The sequence below is a fragment of the Bradyrhizobium sp. NBAIM18 genome (assembly GCF_020193825.1).
Taxonomy (GTDB): Bacteria; Pseudomonadota; Alphaproteobacteria; order Rhizobiales; family Xanthobacteraceae; genus Bradyrhizobium; species Bradyrhizobium yuanmingense.
In genome coordinates this window covers 45,306-61,233 of the sequence record NZ_JADYVO010000007.1, presented here as the reverse complement: position 1 = coordinate 61,233, position 15,928 = coordinate 45,306, and the positions used below count along the sequence as shown (strand labels likewise).

The 15,928-nt window shown below is 65.2% G+C and carries 16 protein-coding genes and 1 pseudogene; 9 read left to right on the top strand and 8 right to left on the bottom strand.

The window, feature by feature from the left end; genetic code table 11:
* The first annotated feature begins 117 nt into the window (after window positions 1-117).
* Entirely contained in the window at window positions 118-2,850 is a 2,733-nt protein-coding gene (gene gyrA, locus I6F17_RS17420; protein WP_225129308.1) for a DNA gyrase subunit A, read from the top strand.
* A gap of 179 nt (window positions 2,851-3,029) precedes the next feature.
* Here the strand turns inward: gyrA and I6F17_RS17415 are convergent, their stop codons facing one another.
* A complete protein-coding gene (locus I6F17_RS17415; protein WP_036044191.1) occupies window positions 3,030-3,287 on the bottom strand; it encodes a hypothetical protein in 258 nt (85 codons plus the stop codon).
* A gap of 269 nt (window positions 3,288-3,556) precedes the next feature.
* On the opposite strand from I6F17_RS17415, the gene coaD reads away from it, so the two are divergent.
* From coaD to queA, 5 genes are all read left to right on the top strand, one after another.
* On the top strand, window positions 3,557-4,051 hold the full coding sequence (gene coaD / locus I6F17_RS17410) for a pantetheine-phosphate adenylyltransferase (RefSeq protein ID WP_225129310.1): 495 nt from the start codon (window positions 3,557-3,559) through the stop codon (window positions 4,049-4,051).
* Window positions 4,052-4,090: 39 nt separating this feature from the next.
* On the top strand, window positions 4,091-4,654 hold the full coding sequence (locus tag I6F17_RS17405) for a peptidylprolyl isomerase (RefSeq protein WP_225129312.1): 564 nt from the start codon (window positions 4,091-4,093) through the stop codon (window positions 4,652-4,654).
* A gap of 7 nt (window positions 4,655-4,661) precedes the next feature.
* Window positions 4,662-5,087, top strand: a complete 426-nt coding sequence (locus tag I6F17_RS17400; protein ID WP_036044189.1) for a hypothetical protein — start codon at window positions 4,662-4,664, stop codon at window positions 5,085-5,087.
* Window positions 5,084-5,548, top strand: coding sequence for a peptidylprolyl isomerase (locus tag I6F17_RS17395; RefSeq protein ID WP_128261588.1), 465 nt, complete (start codon window positions 5,084-5,086; stop codon window positions 5,546-5,548). The genes I6F17_RS17400 and I6F17_RS17395 overlap by 4 nt, the downstream gene beginning before the upstream one ends.
* 144 nt (window positions 5,549-5,692) lie before the next feature.
* Entirely contained in the window at window positions 5,693-6,766 is a 1,074-nt protein-coding gene (gene queA / locus I6F17_RS17390; protein ID WP_225129314.1) for a tRNA preQ1(34) S-adenosylmethionine ribosyltransferase-isomerase QueA, read from the top strand.
* A 121-nt stretch (window positions 6,767-6,887) separates the two neighbouring features.
* On the opposite strand, the gene I6F17_RS17385 is transcribed toward queA, so the two are convergent.
* The 5 genes and pseudogenes from I6F17_RS17385 to I6F17_RS17365 form a co-directional block, all read right to left on the bottom strand.
* Window positions 6,888-7,913 (bottom strand): aspartate-semialdehyde dehydrogenase, encoded by a 1,026-nt coding sequence (locus I6F17_RS17385; RefSeq protein WP_225129316.1) that lies wholly within the window; start codon window positions 7,911-7,913, stop codon window positions 6,888-6,890.
* Window positions 7,914-8,171: 258 nt separating this feature from the next.
* Entirely contained in the window at window positions 8,172-8,321 is a 150-nt protein-coding gene (locus I6F17_RS17380; protein ID WP_225129319.1) for a hypothetical protein, read from the bottom strand.
* 173 nt (window positions 8,322-8,494) lie between these two features.
* A pseudogene (locus I6F17_RS37950) lies at window positions 8,495-8,566 on the bottom strand (peptidase); the annotation flags it as partial.
* A gap of 461 nt (window positions 8,567-9,027) precedes the next feature.
* Complete coding sequence (locus I6F17_RS17370; protein ID WP_225129361.1) at window positions 9,028-9,774, bottom strand: TetR/AcrR family transcriptional regulator; 747 nt, start codon at window positions 9,772-9,774, stop codon at window positions 9,028-9,030.
* Window positions 9,775-9,908: 134 nt separating this feature from the next.
* Complete coding sequence (locus I6F17_RS17365) at window positions 9,909-11,093, bottom strand: patatin-like phospholipase family protein (RefSeq protein WP_225129321.1); 1,185 nt, start codon at window positions 11,091-11,093, stop codon at window positions 9,909-9,911.
* A gap of 216 nt (window positions 11,094-11,309) precedes the next feature.
* On the opposite strand from I6F17_RS17365, the gene tgt reads away from it, so the two are divergent.
* Entirely contained in the window at window positions 11,310-12,455 is a 1,146-nt protein-coding gene (tgt, locus tag I6F17_RS17360) for a tRNA guanosine(34) transglycosylase Tgt (RefSeq protein ID WP_225129323.1), read from the top strand.
* A 15-nt stretch (window positions 12,456-12,470) separates the two neighbouring features.
* On the opposite strand, the gene I6F17_RS17355 is transcribed toward tgt, so the two are convergent.
* Window positions 12,471-12,689, bottom strand: a complete 219-nt coding sequence (locus tag I6F17_RS17355; RefSeq protein ID WP_036012613.1) for a hypothetical protein — start codon at window positions 12,687-12,689, stop codon at window positions 12,471-12,473.
* 222 nt (window positions 12,690-12,911) lie between these two features.
* Here I6F17_RS17355 and cysK point away from each other — a divergent pair, with 222 nt between their 5' ends.
* Both cysK and I6F17_RS17345 read left to right on the top strand, forming a co-directional pair.
* Window positions 12,912-13,889, top strand: coding sequence for a cysteine synthase A (cysK, locus tag I6F17_RS17350; RefSeq protein WP_225129325.1), 978 nt, complete (start codon window positions 12,912-12,914; stop codon window positions 13,887-13,889).
* 3 nt (window positions 13,890-13,892) lie between these two features.
* Window positions 13,893-14,132 (top strand): BrnA antitoxin family protein, encoded by a 240-nt coding sequence (locus I6F17_RS17345; protein ID WP_036012607.1) that lies wholly within the window; start codon window positions 13,893-13,895, stop codon window positions 14,130-14,132.
* Between the two features lie 194 nt (window positions 14,133-14,326).
* Here I6F17_RS17345 and I6F17_RS17340 read toward each other — a convergent pair whose 3' ends face one another.
* A complete protein-coding gene (locus tag I6F17_RS17340) occupies window positions 14,327-15,760 on the bottom strand; it encodes a caspase family protein (RefSeq protein ID WP_225129327.1) in 1,434 nt (477 codons plus the stop codon).
* Between the last annotated feature and the right edge of the window lie 168 nt (window positions 15,761-15,928).

The following is a 15,928-nucleotide window of genomic DNA, read 5'->3' as shown; positions in this document are numbered from 1 at the left end:
GGCGTAAGTCTCTGGAAAAACAGTGGGAAAAAGCGCTTCCCCAAAGCTCGGCAAGGGTGGTTATCAGGGGTGTGATGCGCTATATGATTCCCAGATAAAACCTCACCGGATTTCCCCTTGGCTGACGACGATAACAAGCCCGGCGACCAGCCGGCGCAACCCTCGGACATTCGCCCCGTCTCCATCCTCGACGAGATGAAGAAGTCCTACCTCGATTACGCCATGAGCGTGATCGTGTCGCGCGCGCTGCCCGATGCGCGCGACGGCCTGAAGCCGGTGCATCGGCGCATCCTGTTCTCGATGAACGAGCAGGGCTTCACGCCCGACAAGAAGCACAAGAAGTCCGCCGGTATCGTCGGTGACGTCATGGGTAAATACCACCCTCATGGCGACCAGGCGATCTACGACGCGCTGGTGCGCATGGCGCAGGACTTCTCGATGCGCGAGTTGCTGGTGGACGGGCAGGGCAATTTCGGCTCGGTCGACGGCGACCCGGCGGCGGCCATGCGCTACACCGAGTCCCGCCTGACCAAGATCGCGCTGAAGCTGCTCGAGGACATCGACAGCGACACCGTCGACTTCCAGGACAATTACGACGGTTCCGAGAAGGAGCCGGTGGTCCTGCCGGCGCGGTTCCCGAACCTGCTGGTCAACGGCGCGGGCGGCATTGCCGTCGGCATGGCGACCAACATCCCGCCGCACAATCTCGGCGAGGTGATCGACGCCTGTATTGCGCTGATCGACAATCCCTCGCTGACCATCGACGAGCTCATCAACATCATTCCCGGCCCGGATTTCCCGACTGGCGGCATCATCCTTGGACGCCAGGGCATCCGCAGCGCCTACCATCTCGGCCGCGGCTCCATCGTGATGCGCGGCAAGGTCACGTTCGAGACCATTCGCAAGGATCGAGAGGCGATCGTCATCACCGAGATTCCGTATCAGGTGAACAAGGCGACGATGGTCGAGCGCATCGCCGAGCTCTACAAGGAAAAGAAGATCGAGGGCATCTCCGACCTGCGCGACGAGTCCGACCGCGAGGGCTATCGCGTCGTCGTCGAGCTCAAGCGCGACGCCGTGCCCGACGTGGTACTGAACCAGCTCTACAAGTTCACCCCGCTGCAGACGAGCTTCGGCGTCAACGCGGTTGCGCTCGATTCCGGGCGTCCGCAGACGATGAACTTGAAGGATATGTTGACGATCTTCGTCGGCTTCCGCGAGCAGGTCGTTACCCGGCGCACCAAGTACAAGCTGCGCAAGGCGCGTGAGCGCGCCCATGAGCAGGTCGGCCTCGCCATCGCGGTCGCCAACATCGACGAGATCATCAAGGTGATCCGCACCTCGCCGACACCGGCGGCGGCCCGTGACACCCTGATGACGCGCGATTGGCCCGCGCGCGACGTCGAGGACATCATCACGCTGATCGATGACCCGCGTCACCGGATCAACGAGGACGGCACGATCCGCCTGTCGCTGGAGCAGGCGAGGGCGATCCTCGAATTGCGTCTCGCACGTCTTACCGCGCTCGGCCGCGACGAAATTGGCGGCGAGCTGTCGAAGCTCGCCGGGGAGATCGGCGACTATCTCGCGATCCTGCGCTCACGCGCGCGCATCCTGGACATCATCAAGACCGAGCTTGCCGAGGTGAAGGCCGAGTTCGCAACGCCGCGCCGCACCGTGATCATGGAGCAGGAGGGCGAGGTCGAGGACGAGGACCTGATCCAGCGCGAGGACATGGTCGTCACCGTCTCGCATGCGGGCTACGTCAAGCGCGTTCCGCTGTCGGCCTATCGCGCCCAGCGCCGCGGCGGCAAGGGCCGCTCCGGCATGCAGACCCGCGACGAGGATTTCGTCAGCCGGCTCTTCGTCGCCTCGACCCATACTCCGGTGCTGTTCTTCTCCTCGCGCGGCCAGGTCTACAAGGAAAAGGTCTGGCGGCTGCCGATGGCCGCGCCGAACGCGCGCGGCAAGGCCATGATCAACATCCTGCCGCTGGAGCAGGGCGAGCGCATCACCACCATCATGCCGCTGCCGGAGGATGAATCGACCTGGGGCCAGCTCGACGTGATGTTCGCGACCACGGGCGGCAACGTCCGGCGCAACAAGCTGTCCGACTTCGTCGACGTCCGCCGCTCCGGCATCATCGCCATGAAGCTCGACGACAACGAGGCGATCGTCGACGTGCAGATCTGCACCGAGCGCGACGACGTGCTGCTGACCGCTGCCGGCGGCCAGTGCATCCGCTTCCCCGTCACCGACGTGCGCGTATTCACCGGGCGCACCTCGATGGGCGTGCGCGGCATCGCGCTCGGCGAAGGCGACAAGGTGATTTCGCTGGCGATCCTGCGCCACGTCGACACCACCTCGGACGAGCGCTCGGCCTATTTGAAGATGCGCCGCGCGGTGGCGGGCGAAGCCGCCGCAGACGAGGCGCCGGCCGATGCCGAGGCCGAAGAGACCTCGGGCAGCTTCCAGCTCCCGCAGGAGCGCTATGTCGAGATGTCGGCGCAGGAGCAGGTCGTGCTGACCGTCTCCGTCAACGGCTACGGCAAGCGGACCTCGTCCTACGAGTACCGCACCACCGGCCGCGGCGGCAAAGGCATCGTCGCTATGAGCGTCAACAACCGCAACGGCAATCTCGTCGCCTCGTTCCCCGTGGAGGAGGCGGATCAAATCATGCTGGTCACCGACAAGGGCCAGCTGATCCGCTGCCCGGTCGAAGGCATCCGCATCGCCGGCCGCTCGACGCAAGGCGTGATCGTGTTCGACACCGCCGAGGACGAGCACGTGGTGTCAGTCGAGCACATCACGGAAGAGGCCGAGAACGGGAATGGAGCGAACGGGGAATAGAGGCTGGCGAATCGGGACTCATCCACTCGCCGTTCCTCGCAGCCGATAGTGCCCCCTGAACGAGATCGCGCCCGTCGGGCCATTCCGACGGGCGCGAGCGTCGCGTAGTCTGCGACGAGACTTCACAAATATTCCTGAGGTCTTGAGGGACCCGCCCGACGCGAACCTGACAGATCCGATTACGGCGTGCGGTTGGCGGTCACGAGGCGGGCCTCGCGGACGTTGGCCTTGGTGCCGGCGCTACGCAGGCAGGACGCTTCGAAGTTCGGCCAGGCCTGCTGCGAGCAATCACGGCCGATGCTGCGGATGTCGAGGCGGTCGCTCTTGGCCAGCGGCTGCGGCACGCTGGCTTCGACGGTCGGGGCAAAGCCGGGCAGGAGGGTGAGGGCCGCGGCAACACACGCAGACAGAGCGATCGCTGAAATGGTCTTGATCATGACAGTCCCCTGTGATGCGGCCGCCTACGCCCAGTACGCGGCCCGTCATTCGTTGGCCGGATTAGTAACCATGGCCAGTTTCCGGACGTCTTCGCGGTCGCCGGAAATGGTTTCGTTCGCGCTCCGTTTTGTTTCGTGGCCGCCCCGAGGACGAAACAAACCGGCTGTCGCCGACGCCCGGCGGGACATTTTTGGAGGGCTGGACCCCGAAACGGACAAGGAACCTGCCCGGCTTGCCGGCCCGGGCCGGGCGAGGTAGGACGAGGGCTATGTCGCGCATCGCCTTCTACCCGGGTTCCTTCGACCCCATCACCAACGGCCACCTGGACGTGGTCCGGCACAGCGTTGCCCTGTGCGACAGGCTCGTGGTCGCGATCGGGGTGCATCCCGGCAAGAAGCCGCTGTTCTCGACCGAGGAGCGCCTCAAGATGCTCGAGGACGTCTGCGGTCCGATCGCGGCGCAGGCCGGCTGCGTGCTGGAGGCGACGACGTTCGACGATCTGTCGGTCACCGCGGCGCGCAAGCACGGCGCGACCATCATGATCCGGGGCCTGCGCGACGGCACCGACCTCGATTACGAGATGCAGCTTGCCGGCATGAACGAGGCCATGGCGCCCGAGGTGCATACGGTCTTCCTGCCGGCCTCTCCCATGGTCCGCCCGATCACCGCCACTTTGGTGCGCCAGATCGCCGGCATGGGCGGGGACGTCTCGGCCTTCGTCCCGCCGCAGGTCGCGGCACAGCTCAAGGCCAAATTCGCCTGAAAACGGCGCGCTTCCTCTTCTCTCTGATCCGGAGTTGTCATGATCCGAATTCTCGCAGTTCTTGCCGCGCTTCTGTTCGCGGCGCCGGCGGTGGCGCAGCAATTGCCGGCAAATCTCGACAAGGCCAACGCCATCGTCATCGACAGCACCAAGGGCCGCATCGTCATCAAGCTCAGGACCGACATCGCGCCGCAGCATGCCGAGCGCATCAAGCAGCTCGCGCGCGAAGGCTTCTACAACAACGTGCCGTTCCACCGCGTCATGGACGGCTTCATGGCGCAGACCGGCGACGGCCAGAACGGCAACGGCACCGGCGGCTCGAAATACCCGAACCTGAAGCAGGAATTCTCCAAGGTGCATTTTGCCCGCGGCATCGTCGGCATGGCCCGACGCGGCGACAGCGTCGACAGCGCCAACTCGCAGTTCTTCATCATGTTCGCCGACGGCGGCAGCCTCGACGGCCAGTACACCGTGATCGGCGAGGTGGTGCAGGGCATGGACGTCGTCGACAAGCTGAAGAAGGCGCCTCCCGGCTCGCCCGGCGGCTCCGTCACCGATCCCGACAAGATGGTGAAGGTGCAGGTCGCCTCCGACATGAAATAGGCGGGCCATGGCGTGGCGCGGTGGCAGGCTCGTGCTGGTTGCCGCGGTGCTGTTGCTCGCCACCTCCCGTGCGGCCGTGGAGGCCGCCCAGGTCGACACGATCCAGGACATCTTCCGGCACCTGCGCACCTGCTGGCGACCACCATCGCCGGCGAGGGCCCGCCCACTCGACATCACCGTCCTGGTGAGCTTTAACCGGGCCGGAAACATTCTGGGCCATCCGAGGATTACCTATGAATCCGCGGAGGCCTCTGACAATGACCGGCTGCAATACCGGATCGCGGTGATGGAGGCGTTGCAACGCTGCACGCCGGTGCCATTTACCGATGCAATGGCCGGCGCCGCCGCGGGACGTCCATTCGCGATCCCGTTCCGCAGCCGCAAGACGTCACCCGACAAAACTTCACCCCCAACGCAAGAGAGACGAGCATGAGCGTCACCGAAAACACCCTGATCCTCGAGACCACGCAGGGCCCCGTCACCATCGAGATGCGGCCCGATCTCGCGCCGAACCACGTCGCGCGCATCAAGGAGCTGGTGCGCGAGGGCTTCTACGACGGCATCGTGTTTCACCGCGTGATCGAGGGCTTCATGGCGCAGACCGGCTGCCCGCACGGCACCGGCACCGGCGGCTCCGGCAAGAAGCTGAAGGCCGAGTTCAACAAGGAGCCGCATGTGCGCGGCACCGCCTCGATGGCCCGCGCCGCCAATCCCGATTCCGGCGACAGCCAGTTCTTCATCTGCTTCGACGACGCCCGCTTCCTCGACAACCAGTACACGGTGTGGGGCAAGGTCACCGAGGGCATGGAGAACGTCGACAAGATCAAGCGCGGCGAGCCGGTGCAGAACCCTGACAAGATCGTCAAGGCGCGGATGGCCGCGGACAAGGAATAGTCACTCGATCCTCATCCTGAGGAGCGCGGAACGCGCGTCTCGAAGGATGAAGGCCCCACTGCTGCAACCCGGCCTTCATGGTTCGAGACGGCGCTAAGCGCCTCCTCACCGTGAGGGTCTGGCTGTGTCGCGCCAAGCCTGCTCATGCGCACCGATCTCTTCGATTTCGATCTGCCGCCCGAGCGCATCGCGCTGCGCCCGGCGAGCCCGCGCGATTCCGCGAGGATGCTGGTCGTCGAGAATGGCGCGCTGCGCGACCAGATCATTTCCGACCTGCCGCAATGGCTGAGGCCGGGCGACCAACTCGTCGTCAACGACACCAAGGTGATTGCGGCGCAATTGAAGGGCCGCCGCATCGGCCGGGACACAGAGCCGAAGATCGAGGCGACACTGATCAAGCGTCTCGACGGCTCGCGCTGGCAGGCGCTGGTGAAGCCGGCCAAGAAGCTCGCCCCCGGCGACCGCATCCGCTTCGGCAACGAAGGCAAGGTCTGCCTGCTCGGCCATCTCGACGCCGAGGTCGAGGCCAAGGGCACCGAGGGCGAGGTGACGCTGTCGTTCTCGTTCCATGGCCCGGCGCTGGACCAGGCCATCGCCGATCTCGGCAGCCTGCCGCTGCCGCCCTACATCGCCTCCAAGCGCACGCCAGACGATCAGGATCTTGCCGATTACCAGACCATGTTCGCGGCGAACGAAGGGGCGGTTGCAGCGCCGACTGCAGGCCTGCATTTTACGCCCGCGCTGGAGCAGGCGCTGCACGCCCGCGGCGTCGGCCTCAACCGCGTGACGCTGCATGTCGGGGCAGGGACGTTCCTGCCGGTGAAGGTCGACGACACCGAAGTCCACAAGATGCACGCCGAGTGGGGCACGATTTCGGCCGCAACGGCGGAGCGGCTCAACGGCGCGCGGAAGAATGGCGGCCGCATCGTTGCGGTCGGCACCACGTCATTGCGGCTGCTCGAAAGCGCCGCGAGCGAGGACGGCACAATCCAGCCGTTCGCCGCCGAAACGTCGATCTTCATCACCCCCGGCTATCGCTTCCGCGCAGTCGATATTCTGATGACGAATTTCCATTTGCCGAAATCGACGCTGTTTATGCTGGTGTCGGCCTTCTCCGGGCTCGCGACGATGAAGCAGGCCTATGCGCACGCGATCGCGCAGGGCTATCGCTTCTATTCGTATGGCGATGCGTGTTTGCTGTTTCGAGCGGTCCCGTAGGGTGGATTAGCCGTCAGGCGTAATCCACCGCTTCTGTTTCCGCGGATATGAAAGAGGTGGGTTACGCCCAGCGGCCGCGCTTCGCGCATCCGCTAGGCTAACCCACCCTACGCACCTCCCGTTACGCCATCACCCGCTGCGGCAGGAGCTCCGCGATCTGCACCGCATTCAGCGCCGCGCCCTTGAGCAGCTGGTCGGCTGCCACGAACATCGAGATCGAATGGCCGGTGGGATCGCTGAGATCCTTGCGGATGCGACCGACCAGGACGTCGTCCTGGCCCGAGGCGTCGATCGGCATCGGGAAGTAGTTCTTGGCGCGGTCGTCGACCACCTTGACGCCGGGCGCCTGGGCCATGATGGCACGGACTTGGTCCTCGCTGATCGGCTTCTCGCATTCGAAGGTGATGGCTTCGCAATGGGCGCGCAGCACCGGCACGCGCACGCAGGTGACGCCGACGGCGATGCTGTCGTCCTCGAAGATCTTGCGGGTCTCCTTGATGACCTTGGTCTCTTCGTCGTTGTAGCCGGTCTCGGGGTCGATGGCGGTGTTGTGGTTGAACAGGTTGAAGGCGTAGGGGTGCGGCATCACCTTCGGCGTATAGACCTGCCCGTTGAGGTTGGCGCGGGTGGATTCGACGAGCTCCTCCATCGCGGCGGCGCCGGCGCCGCTGGCCGCCTGATAGGTCGAGATGATCACGCGCTTGATGCGGTTCTTCTGGTGGATCGGCCACAGCGGCACCAGCGCGGTGATCGCGGCGCAGTTCGGGTTGGCGATGATGCCCTTGTGGTCGCGGATGCGGCGCGCGTTGATCTCGGGGATCACCAGCGGCACGTTCGGGTCCATGCGGAAGGCAGAGGAGTTGTCGACCACGACGGCACCGGCCTTGACCGCGATGGGTGCGAACTTCCTGGAGATGCTGCCGCCGGCGGAGAACAGGGCGATGTCGACGCCGTCGAAGGAGCGCTCGGTCAACTCCTCGATGACCACGCTCTGCCCGCGGAACGACACCGTCTTGCCGGCCGAGCGGGCGCTCGCCAGCGCCTTGAGCTTGCCGACGCGAAAGCCGCGCTTGTCCATGGTGGCGATGAATTCGGCGCCCACCGCACCGGTGACGCCGACAATCGCGACGACGGGATCGTTACTCACTTTGTCCTCCGTTCCATTGAGAATTTAGACAACAAAAAAGCCCCGGACCATCAAGGGCGGGGCTTGCAGTAAAGCTGATGCGTTTAAGTCGACGACCTACGCGCGCACGCCTCCCCGGGCCCCTTCGGCCGTGGTGGTTTTGGTCGTGCGTTTGGTGGTCGTGAACATGGCCGCGACTTATGCGGGAGAGTCTTGCGGCCGTCAATGGCTTTTCGGCCCGGCCGATGCCGGGGGCAGCCTGCCGCTATTTGGCACCCGCTATTTCCCCTTGGCGCCCGGCGGCTCCAGGGTGACCTCCTTGAGGTCGTCGCCGCTGACGACGACGATCGAGAAGTTCAGCCGGCCGCGTTCGCGGACCAGCCCGCCGCTGATGGCCTTGCCCGCAGCGGCACGCTCGGCGACGCGCACGGCATCGGAGAGGCGGTGCCTGATCGCACCCAGCGCTGCGAGGTTGCTGCGGTCCTCGCGGTCGAGCTCGGTGAGGGGTAGGGCCGCTTCCCCGCCGACCAGTTCGCCGGCGAAGCATTGATGGTGTGGCGCCAGATCCGGTCGTTGTGCAGTGTCTTCACCCGGTAGACCGGCACGCCCGAGCCGCCATCGAAGCTCACATCGGCGGTGGTGGCGCCGGCATGGCGGGCTTCGGCAATCGCCATGGCCTGGCTGATCGTGATCGAGGAGCTGCGGAATCGCTCTATTTCGCGGCTGACTGCCTGGCGGTCCGCTTCGGCATCACCATCTGTGTCGCTGTGAAGCGGTCGGCGTGCTCGCGGTCACGACAGCCTGTGCCGGCGCGGCGATGAGCAGCGCGGGCAATGCCATCGCAAGCAGGTGCGAGGTCCATCGTTTGGCAGTCGTCATGCTCGAAACCCTCGGGCTAGCGAGTGTGCCGGATGATCGTAAAGAATTCGCGGCCGGCCTTGGGCATCGGCCGGCCGCGGAGCGCCGCGGCAGGCTGTACCCGCCGCGGCGATCTGGGTGATACGGGCCTCCTTTGGGGCTGGTGAAAAAAGCGGTCCGCATCGCCTTATAACTAAACCATACCGTATCGTTTTATTTCGGTCAATGACGCCGCACCGTCGCCCCCTGGGGGAAAGCACGCAAGCTCACGGAATTGTCAGCGGGAGGAGCGGCGCCGTGGCGCGAGTTTCGAGGTGTCCTGGACGCGGTCGGCAGGCCCCAGCGCGCCGGCCAGGAACAGTTTGATCGCCGCACGCATGCGCTTCTCGGCAGCCTTCAGTTCCAGCGCCGTTCCGAACGTCGCCATGCGGTGGGTGTGACCGACGACGACGTCGAGGAACACCTCGGCTGCGATGGTGGTGTCATCGACATCGAGCGCGCCTTGCGCCACCAGATGGTCGAAGAAGCGCGCCGTGGTGGCGACGGCCTTGAGCCAGCCTTCCTCCTTGCCGAGCTTGGCGACGTCGGGGAAGTTGATGGCCTGCGCCGTCATCATGCGGCTGAAGGCGACGGCATCCGGGCCGCAGGTGAAGGTCAGCATCTCGCGTCCGATCTCGACCAGCCGCTGCTCGACCGGGATGTTCGAGGCGCTGGAGAGCTGCGTCTCCGCCGCCGCCGACAGCGGCGCAAGCCAGCGCTCGATCTCGCGCCTCAGCACGGCCGCGAACAGGCCGCGCTTGTCGCCATAGCGGGAATAGACGGTGGGCTTGCTGACCCGCGCAGCTTCCGCGACCGCATCGAGCGAGGTCGCATCGAAGCCGCGATCAAGGAACAGGCGGGTGGCGACCTCGATCAGCCGCAGATCGCGCTCGATCGCAGCGGTCTTCGTCGGCCGGCCACCACGCGATTTCGGCACCTCGCGCCGTGGCGCTGCCGGTCTTGTCTTGGTCGCAGTCAATCCCATGCCCAATGATTCCTGCGCGGTCGTGATATCGGTCATTCGCTCTATATCGCGCAGGAGCGGAGGCGTCACGCGAATCTGGCCGAATTGGCCATATCGTCAACGGTTTCGGTATTGCCTCGTTCCGTCACGAGGGATCACGGCAGCGTCGAGGTCCAGGCCTGGCCGGATGCAGCCTTCTCGTATCCGTACTGGTAGAGCGCCCGCATATAGGTTGTGTCGAACCCTTCCGACGGCGGCGCAGGATAGTCGCGCGCGATGTAGGAGAGATGGAAGCCCAGCCGGTTGCGCTTGGCGAAATCGTAGGTCGAGAAGATGATCGAGCGCGTCTGCGATTGGGTGATCGCCGACAGGCTGCGCGAGGCGACGTCGATGGTGCCGTTGGAGACGAGCTCGAAGTTGCGTTCGATCTTCTTGTTGACGAGGATGTAGATGTCCACCTTCGCATTGCCGGGCAGACGGCCGCTCTGGAACAGCAGGGCTTCGGGCAAGGTCAGCACCGGCGCGGTCACGCCGCCATCGACATGCATCTCCTGAAACTTGCGGCCGCCGCCTTCGGCATCGATCATGATGGGCGGAAACACCAGGGGAATGCTGGCGGAGGCCGCCATCACGTCGCGAAACAGCTTGAGCGCCTCGGGCGTTCCGACCGCGGCAATCCTGCCCATGTCCCAGATCGCGGTGCGCTGCGTGTCGAGGTCGGTCGTCACCACGAGCAGCCTGCGGCCCTTGGCATGCTCGCGCGCGACTTGCGCCATGATCTCGGGCCCGACATAGCGTGCAACGAGCTCGCGCAGCCGCGTGTTGCCGAACAGGCCGGATCCGAACACCACGCGCATGATGCTGGGATCGTTCAGGAGGCTCTCCGCGATGCCGCTGGTGTAGACCTCCTTCAGCGTGTCGTCATATTGCGGTCCGAGAAACGCGAACGGCGCAATCAGGCCGCCGGTGCTGACGCCCGAGACGACCGAGAAGGTGGGGCGGGTTCGGGCCGCGGTCCAGCCGTTGAGCACGCCGACGCCATAGGCGCCGTCAGCGCCGCCGCCGGACAGCGCCAGATAGGTTCTCGTCGCAGTGCTGTTGTCTTTCTCCAAGCTGAACTTGGTGGCCGGCTCGTCGGCGTAGCGCCGGAGGCCGTCGATATCCAGCACGCGCGAGGCGCTGGCTTCAGCGGCCGTGTAGGGCGTGCGGGGCAGGGCGGTGCAGGCGCCGAGCGCCAGGCTGCAGATCAGGACCACCGATCCGATCAGCCCGACGCCAGTCTGCCTGATCCGGTCACGCGAGGAGACGGATGCGTCGGTCGAACACGAAGGGTACGGCATTGTCGGTGGCTGGCGATCACGCATCTACCGCCGCCGGCAAGTTCGCCGCGGCATCTCGTTCCAGCCCCCAGACAAAAACTACACTGTATCGTTTCGTTTGACAAGGGTGCGGGCACACGATCCTTGTGTGGGTCGTTGTCCAGTCTGATGCACAAACCGGCCCGAAGCGCGGTCGGCGGGTTGATCAGCCTGCTCCGACACGCAATAAGCACCGCCATGAATCCCGACAATGACCTTCCCAATCACTTTGAGTTGCTCGCCACCGACGGGGCCGCGCGCACCGGGCGCCTGACCACCCCGCATGGCGTGGTGCGGACCCCGGCCTTCATGCCGGTCGGCACCGCCGGTGCCATGAAGGGCATGCACTGGCGCGAGGTGCGCGATGCCGGCGCCGACATCGTGCTCGGCAACACCTACCATCTGATGCTGCGTCCAAGCGCCGAGCGGATCGCGGCGCTCGGCGGCCTGCAGACGTTCACAGGCTGGAACGGACCGATGTTGACCGATTCCGGCGGCTTCCAGGTGATGTCGCTGGCGGATTTGCGCAAGGTCAGCGAGCACGCCGTCACGTTCCGCTCGCACATCGACGGCGCCAAGGTCGAGCTGTCGCCGGAGCGGTCGATCGAGGTGCAGCGTTTGCTCGGCTCCGACATCGCCATGCAGATGGATGAATGCGTACGGTTGCCTGCCGAGCGCGCCGACATCGAGCGCGCGATGCAATTGTCGCTGCGCTGGGCGGAGAGAAGCAAGCGCGCCTTCGCGAGCGCCCCGGATGGCTACATGCTGTTCGGCATCGTGCAGGGCGGCGACGTGCCCGAGCTGCGCCGTGCGAGCGCGCAAGGCCTGGTCGGGATCGGCTTCCATGGTTATGCGATCGGCGGGCTCGCCGTCGGCGAACCGCAGGCGGTCATGCTGGCGATGATCGACGAGACCGCGCCGCTGCTGCCGAAGCAGCGGCCACGCTATCTGATGGGCGTCGGCACGCCCGACGACATCCTCGAAGCGGTGAAGCGCGGCATCGACATGTTCGATTGCGTGATGCCGACCCGCAACGGCCGGCACGGCGTCGCCTTCACGCGCTACGGCCAGGTCAATTTGCGCAACGCGCGCCATGCCGACGATCCACGCCCGCTCGATGAAGAGAGCTCATGGCCGTCGACGCGGAACTGCGCGCGCGCTTATCTCCATCATCTCGTCAAGGCCGGCGAGACGCTGGGCGCGATGCTGCTGTCCGAGATCAATGTCGCGTACTACCAGTCCCTGATGCAGGGCATCAGGGACGCGATCGCGCAAGGAAATTTCGAGGAGTTCTATCAGCGTACGCGCGCGGACTGGGCGAGGGGCGATATCGCCCCGCGCTAGCTCAACAGTCCAAACTCAGTTGCACACGAGCCGCCGCTTCACGGCATGCTTGGTCACGAAGCCGTAGCCGCAATTGTCGCAAGTCCAGAGGTAGCTGATGATGTGGTCCGAGACGTAAGCGGAAGCTTCGGCGGCGACCATGGAGTCGGCGCAGACCGGACAGGTCGGCAACTCGCTGCAGCGCGGATCACGCCTGAGCACTACGGTCGACATCACTTCAGCAACCGCTGACATCGTGGTGACCTCCCTGCTTTAAGACCTAAGTCTAACATAAGCAGAATCAGTTGACGAGGTCGCAACACAAATGAGTTGGTTTTCTGCTAATTAAAGCTCACGCGATTTTGCGATGCAGCGTATTTAACATGTGCTGCATTGCCGCTTGCGTGTCGCCGCAAGCTGTCCGTAACTGCGCAGGGCCGCGACAGACGTGCAGATCGTCGCCACAGGGAGTTCATCATGGACGTATCGTCCAACACGGGTGCAGCGCACCAACCCGGCCGTGGCCGGATCTATGACTCGATCGTCGATGCCTTCGGCAACACGCCCATCGTGCGCTTGCGCCGGCTGCCCGGCATGCACGACGTGAACGCGACCATTTTGGCAAAACTTGAGTACTTCAATCCTGCCGCGAGCGTGAAGGACCGCATCGGCGCGGCCATGATCATCGCGATGGAGAAGGCGGGCATCGTCAAGCCGGACACCGTGCTGATCGAGCCGACCTCCGGCAATACCGGCATTGCGCTCGCCTTCGTGGCGGCCTCCCGCGGCTACCGGCTCAAGCTGGTGATGCCGGAATCGATGTCGATCGAGCGACGCAAGATGCTGGCCTTTCTCGGCGCGGAGCTGGTGCTGACGCCGGCGGCGCAGGGCATGAAGGGCGCCATCGCGGCCGCCGAGGAGCTCTTGAAGACGACGCCGAATTCGGTGATGCCGCAGCAGTTCAAGAACCTCGCCAATCCGGAGGTGCACCGCCGCACCACCGCGGAGGAGATCTGGAGCGACACCGGCGGCAGCATCGACTTCTTCGTGGCCGGCGTCGGCACCGGCGGCACGATCACCGGCGTCGGCCAGGTGCTCAAGCCGCGCAAGCCGGGCTTGCGTGTGGTCGCGGTCGAGCCGGAGGAGAGCCCGGTGCTCTCGGGGGGACAGCATACTCCGCACAAGATCCAAGGCATTGGTGCCGGCTTCGTCCCTGACATCCTCGACCGCTCCGTGATCGATGAGATCGTGAAGATCAACTCGACCACGGCGATCGAGACCTCGCGCGCGCTGGCGCGGCATGAGGGCATTCCGGGCGGCATCTCCTCGGGCGCCGCGATCGCCGCCGCACTTGAGATCGGCAAGCGGCCGGAAGCTTCCGGGAAGACCATCCTGGCGATCGTGCCGTCCTTCTCCGAGCGGTATCTTTCGACGGCTCTGTTTGAGGGAATCTAGGACATGGCGGATCAACCGAGACGGCCGCGCACGCTGGGCGATGCCAGGACCGAGGCCGAGGCGGCGTTCAAGAAGGTGACGGCCAAGGTCGCCACGGCGCCGCCCAAGCAAAACGCCGTGCCCGGCATCAAGGAGCAGGTCACGCTGCGCATCGACCAGGACGTGCTGGAGTTCTTCCAGGAGGGCGGTCCCGGCTGGCAGGATCGCATCAACGAGGCGCTGCGCAAGGTGGCGGGGAAGTAGACGTCGCGGATGGGCTGTAGCTTCTCATCCTGAGGAGCTTGCGAAGCAAGCGTCTCGAAGGATGAAGGCCCCGCTGGTCGAGGCGCGCCTTCATGGTTCGAGACGGCGCTTCGCGCCTCCTCACCATGAGGATCACAAACGAAGAAAAAGCCCGGCGCGAGCCGGGCCTCTGTCGTCTGGGATCCGTCTCGCTCTCAGCGGCGGAACATGCCGCCCATCATGCCGCCGACGACGCCGCCGACGAAGGCCGCACCGGCAGCATCGCCGGGATTGCTGCGTGGCTGGGGAGCCGGTGCCGGCGCGCTGCTCTGAGCCGGGGCGGTGGCGGCGCGCCGAGCCGGCTTCTGGCTGCCGTCGCTCGCCGTTGCCGGGGCAGCCACGATTTCCGAGAGCAGGGCCTTGTGCTGGTTCTTGTTGAGATAACCCGACGAGGGATAGCCGCGCGCAGTCTGCCAGCGCTTGAGCACGGACCGCGTTTCGTCGTTGAATACGCCGGTCTGGTTGGTGTCGAAGCCGAGCGCCGTGAGTCGACGCTGCACGTCGCGACGCTTGTTCTTGTCGAGACCGATTTGGTCCTCGGTCACTTGGGTAGCCTCATCCGTGAAGGTGGCAGGATCGACGCCGGCATTGAGCGTGCGGGTCGCGGTCGAGGGGCCGCTCTTGATCGCCGCCAGCCGCGCCAGCGCCAGCGCCTTGAACTGGCCGTTCGGGTAGGCGGTGAGGTAGGCATTGAGCTCCTCGGACTTGTTGGACTCCTTGACCGAGCGCCAGTATTCGAGCTCGACACCGTCCGAGCTTCCGGTCGCCGCCGGCACGATGCCGGTCGCGGTTGGGGCCGCGGCGGCGACCTGGGTGGTCGGCGCCTGATTGAGATAGACGGAGCCGGTCAGGTTGGTGTGGCCCCAGGGCAGCTGGCCCTTGCGGGTCTCTTCATTGACCTGAGCGCGCACCGACGTCATGGCCTGCTGGATCTCGACGCCGGGCTTGGTGATGTTGTCAATCAACGCCCGCGTGAACGGGCTGTTGTTGCCTTCCTGGCCGTCGAGTGCGGTCTGGCCCGGGCCGGTGGCGAACGCGATCAGCGTGCCTTCGCCGGACTTCATCTCGGCGAGGCCGCTCTGGACGTTGACGCTGCGGGTCGCCGAATTCGACTTGATCTTCGCGGCGAACGGATTGTCGCGGCAGGCGTCGAGGAAGACGAGCTTGACCTTGGCATCGCCCATGGTCTGCTCGAGCGTCAGGTCGATGTTGATGGCGGCGCCCAGCTTGACGTCCATCTCCGACTTGATGTCGGCATCGACGGGCAGCAGGTAATTGGTGCCGCTGACGGCGATGCCGTGGCCGGCATAATAGAACAGCGCGATATCGGAGCCTTGCGCCTTGCGGCCGAAATCGAGCAGCTTCTCAGTCATCTGGTCGCGGCTGAGATTGGAGCCTTCGATCACCTCGAAGCCGACATTGCGCAGCGTGGCCGCCATCGCCTTGGCGTCGATCGGCGGGTTCGGCAATTGCGCGACGTTCTTGTAGGAGCCGTTGCCGACGACGAAGGCGACGCGGCGGTCAGCCTTGGCGGCACTGATCGACAGCGCCATGCACATCAGCGAAGCGAGGAGGGTGAGATAGCGCATTCTGAAATCCCCAGAATCGAATTGCAGGCAGCAACAAATCGGCCACGAACCTACACGAAGTGCCCGACTTCGCGCCACCAAAACGGCAGTTCGTTGCGTTCAACCCGCTGCTGTGTGGCCGAATGTGCACGATGGAGTGTCGCTCCAACGTGATCCAAATCACACGGC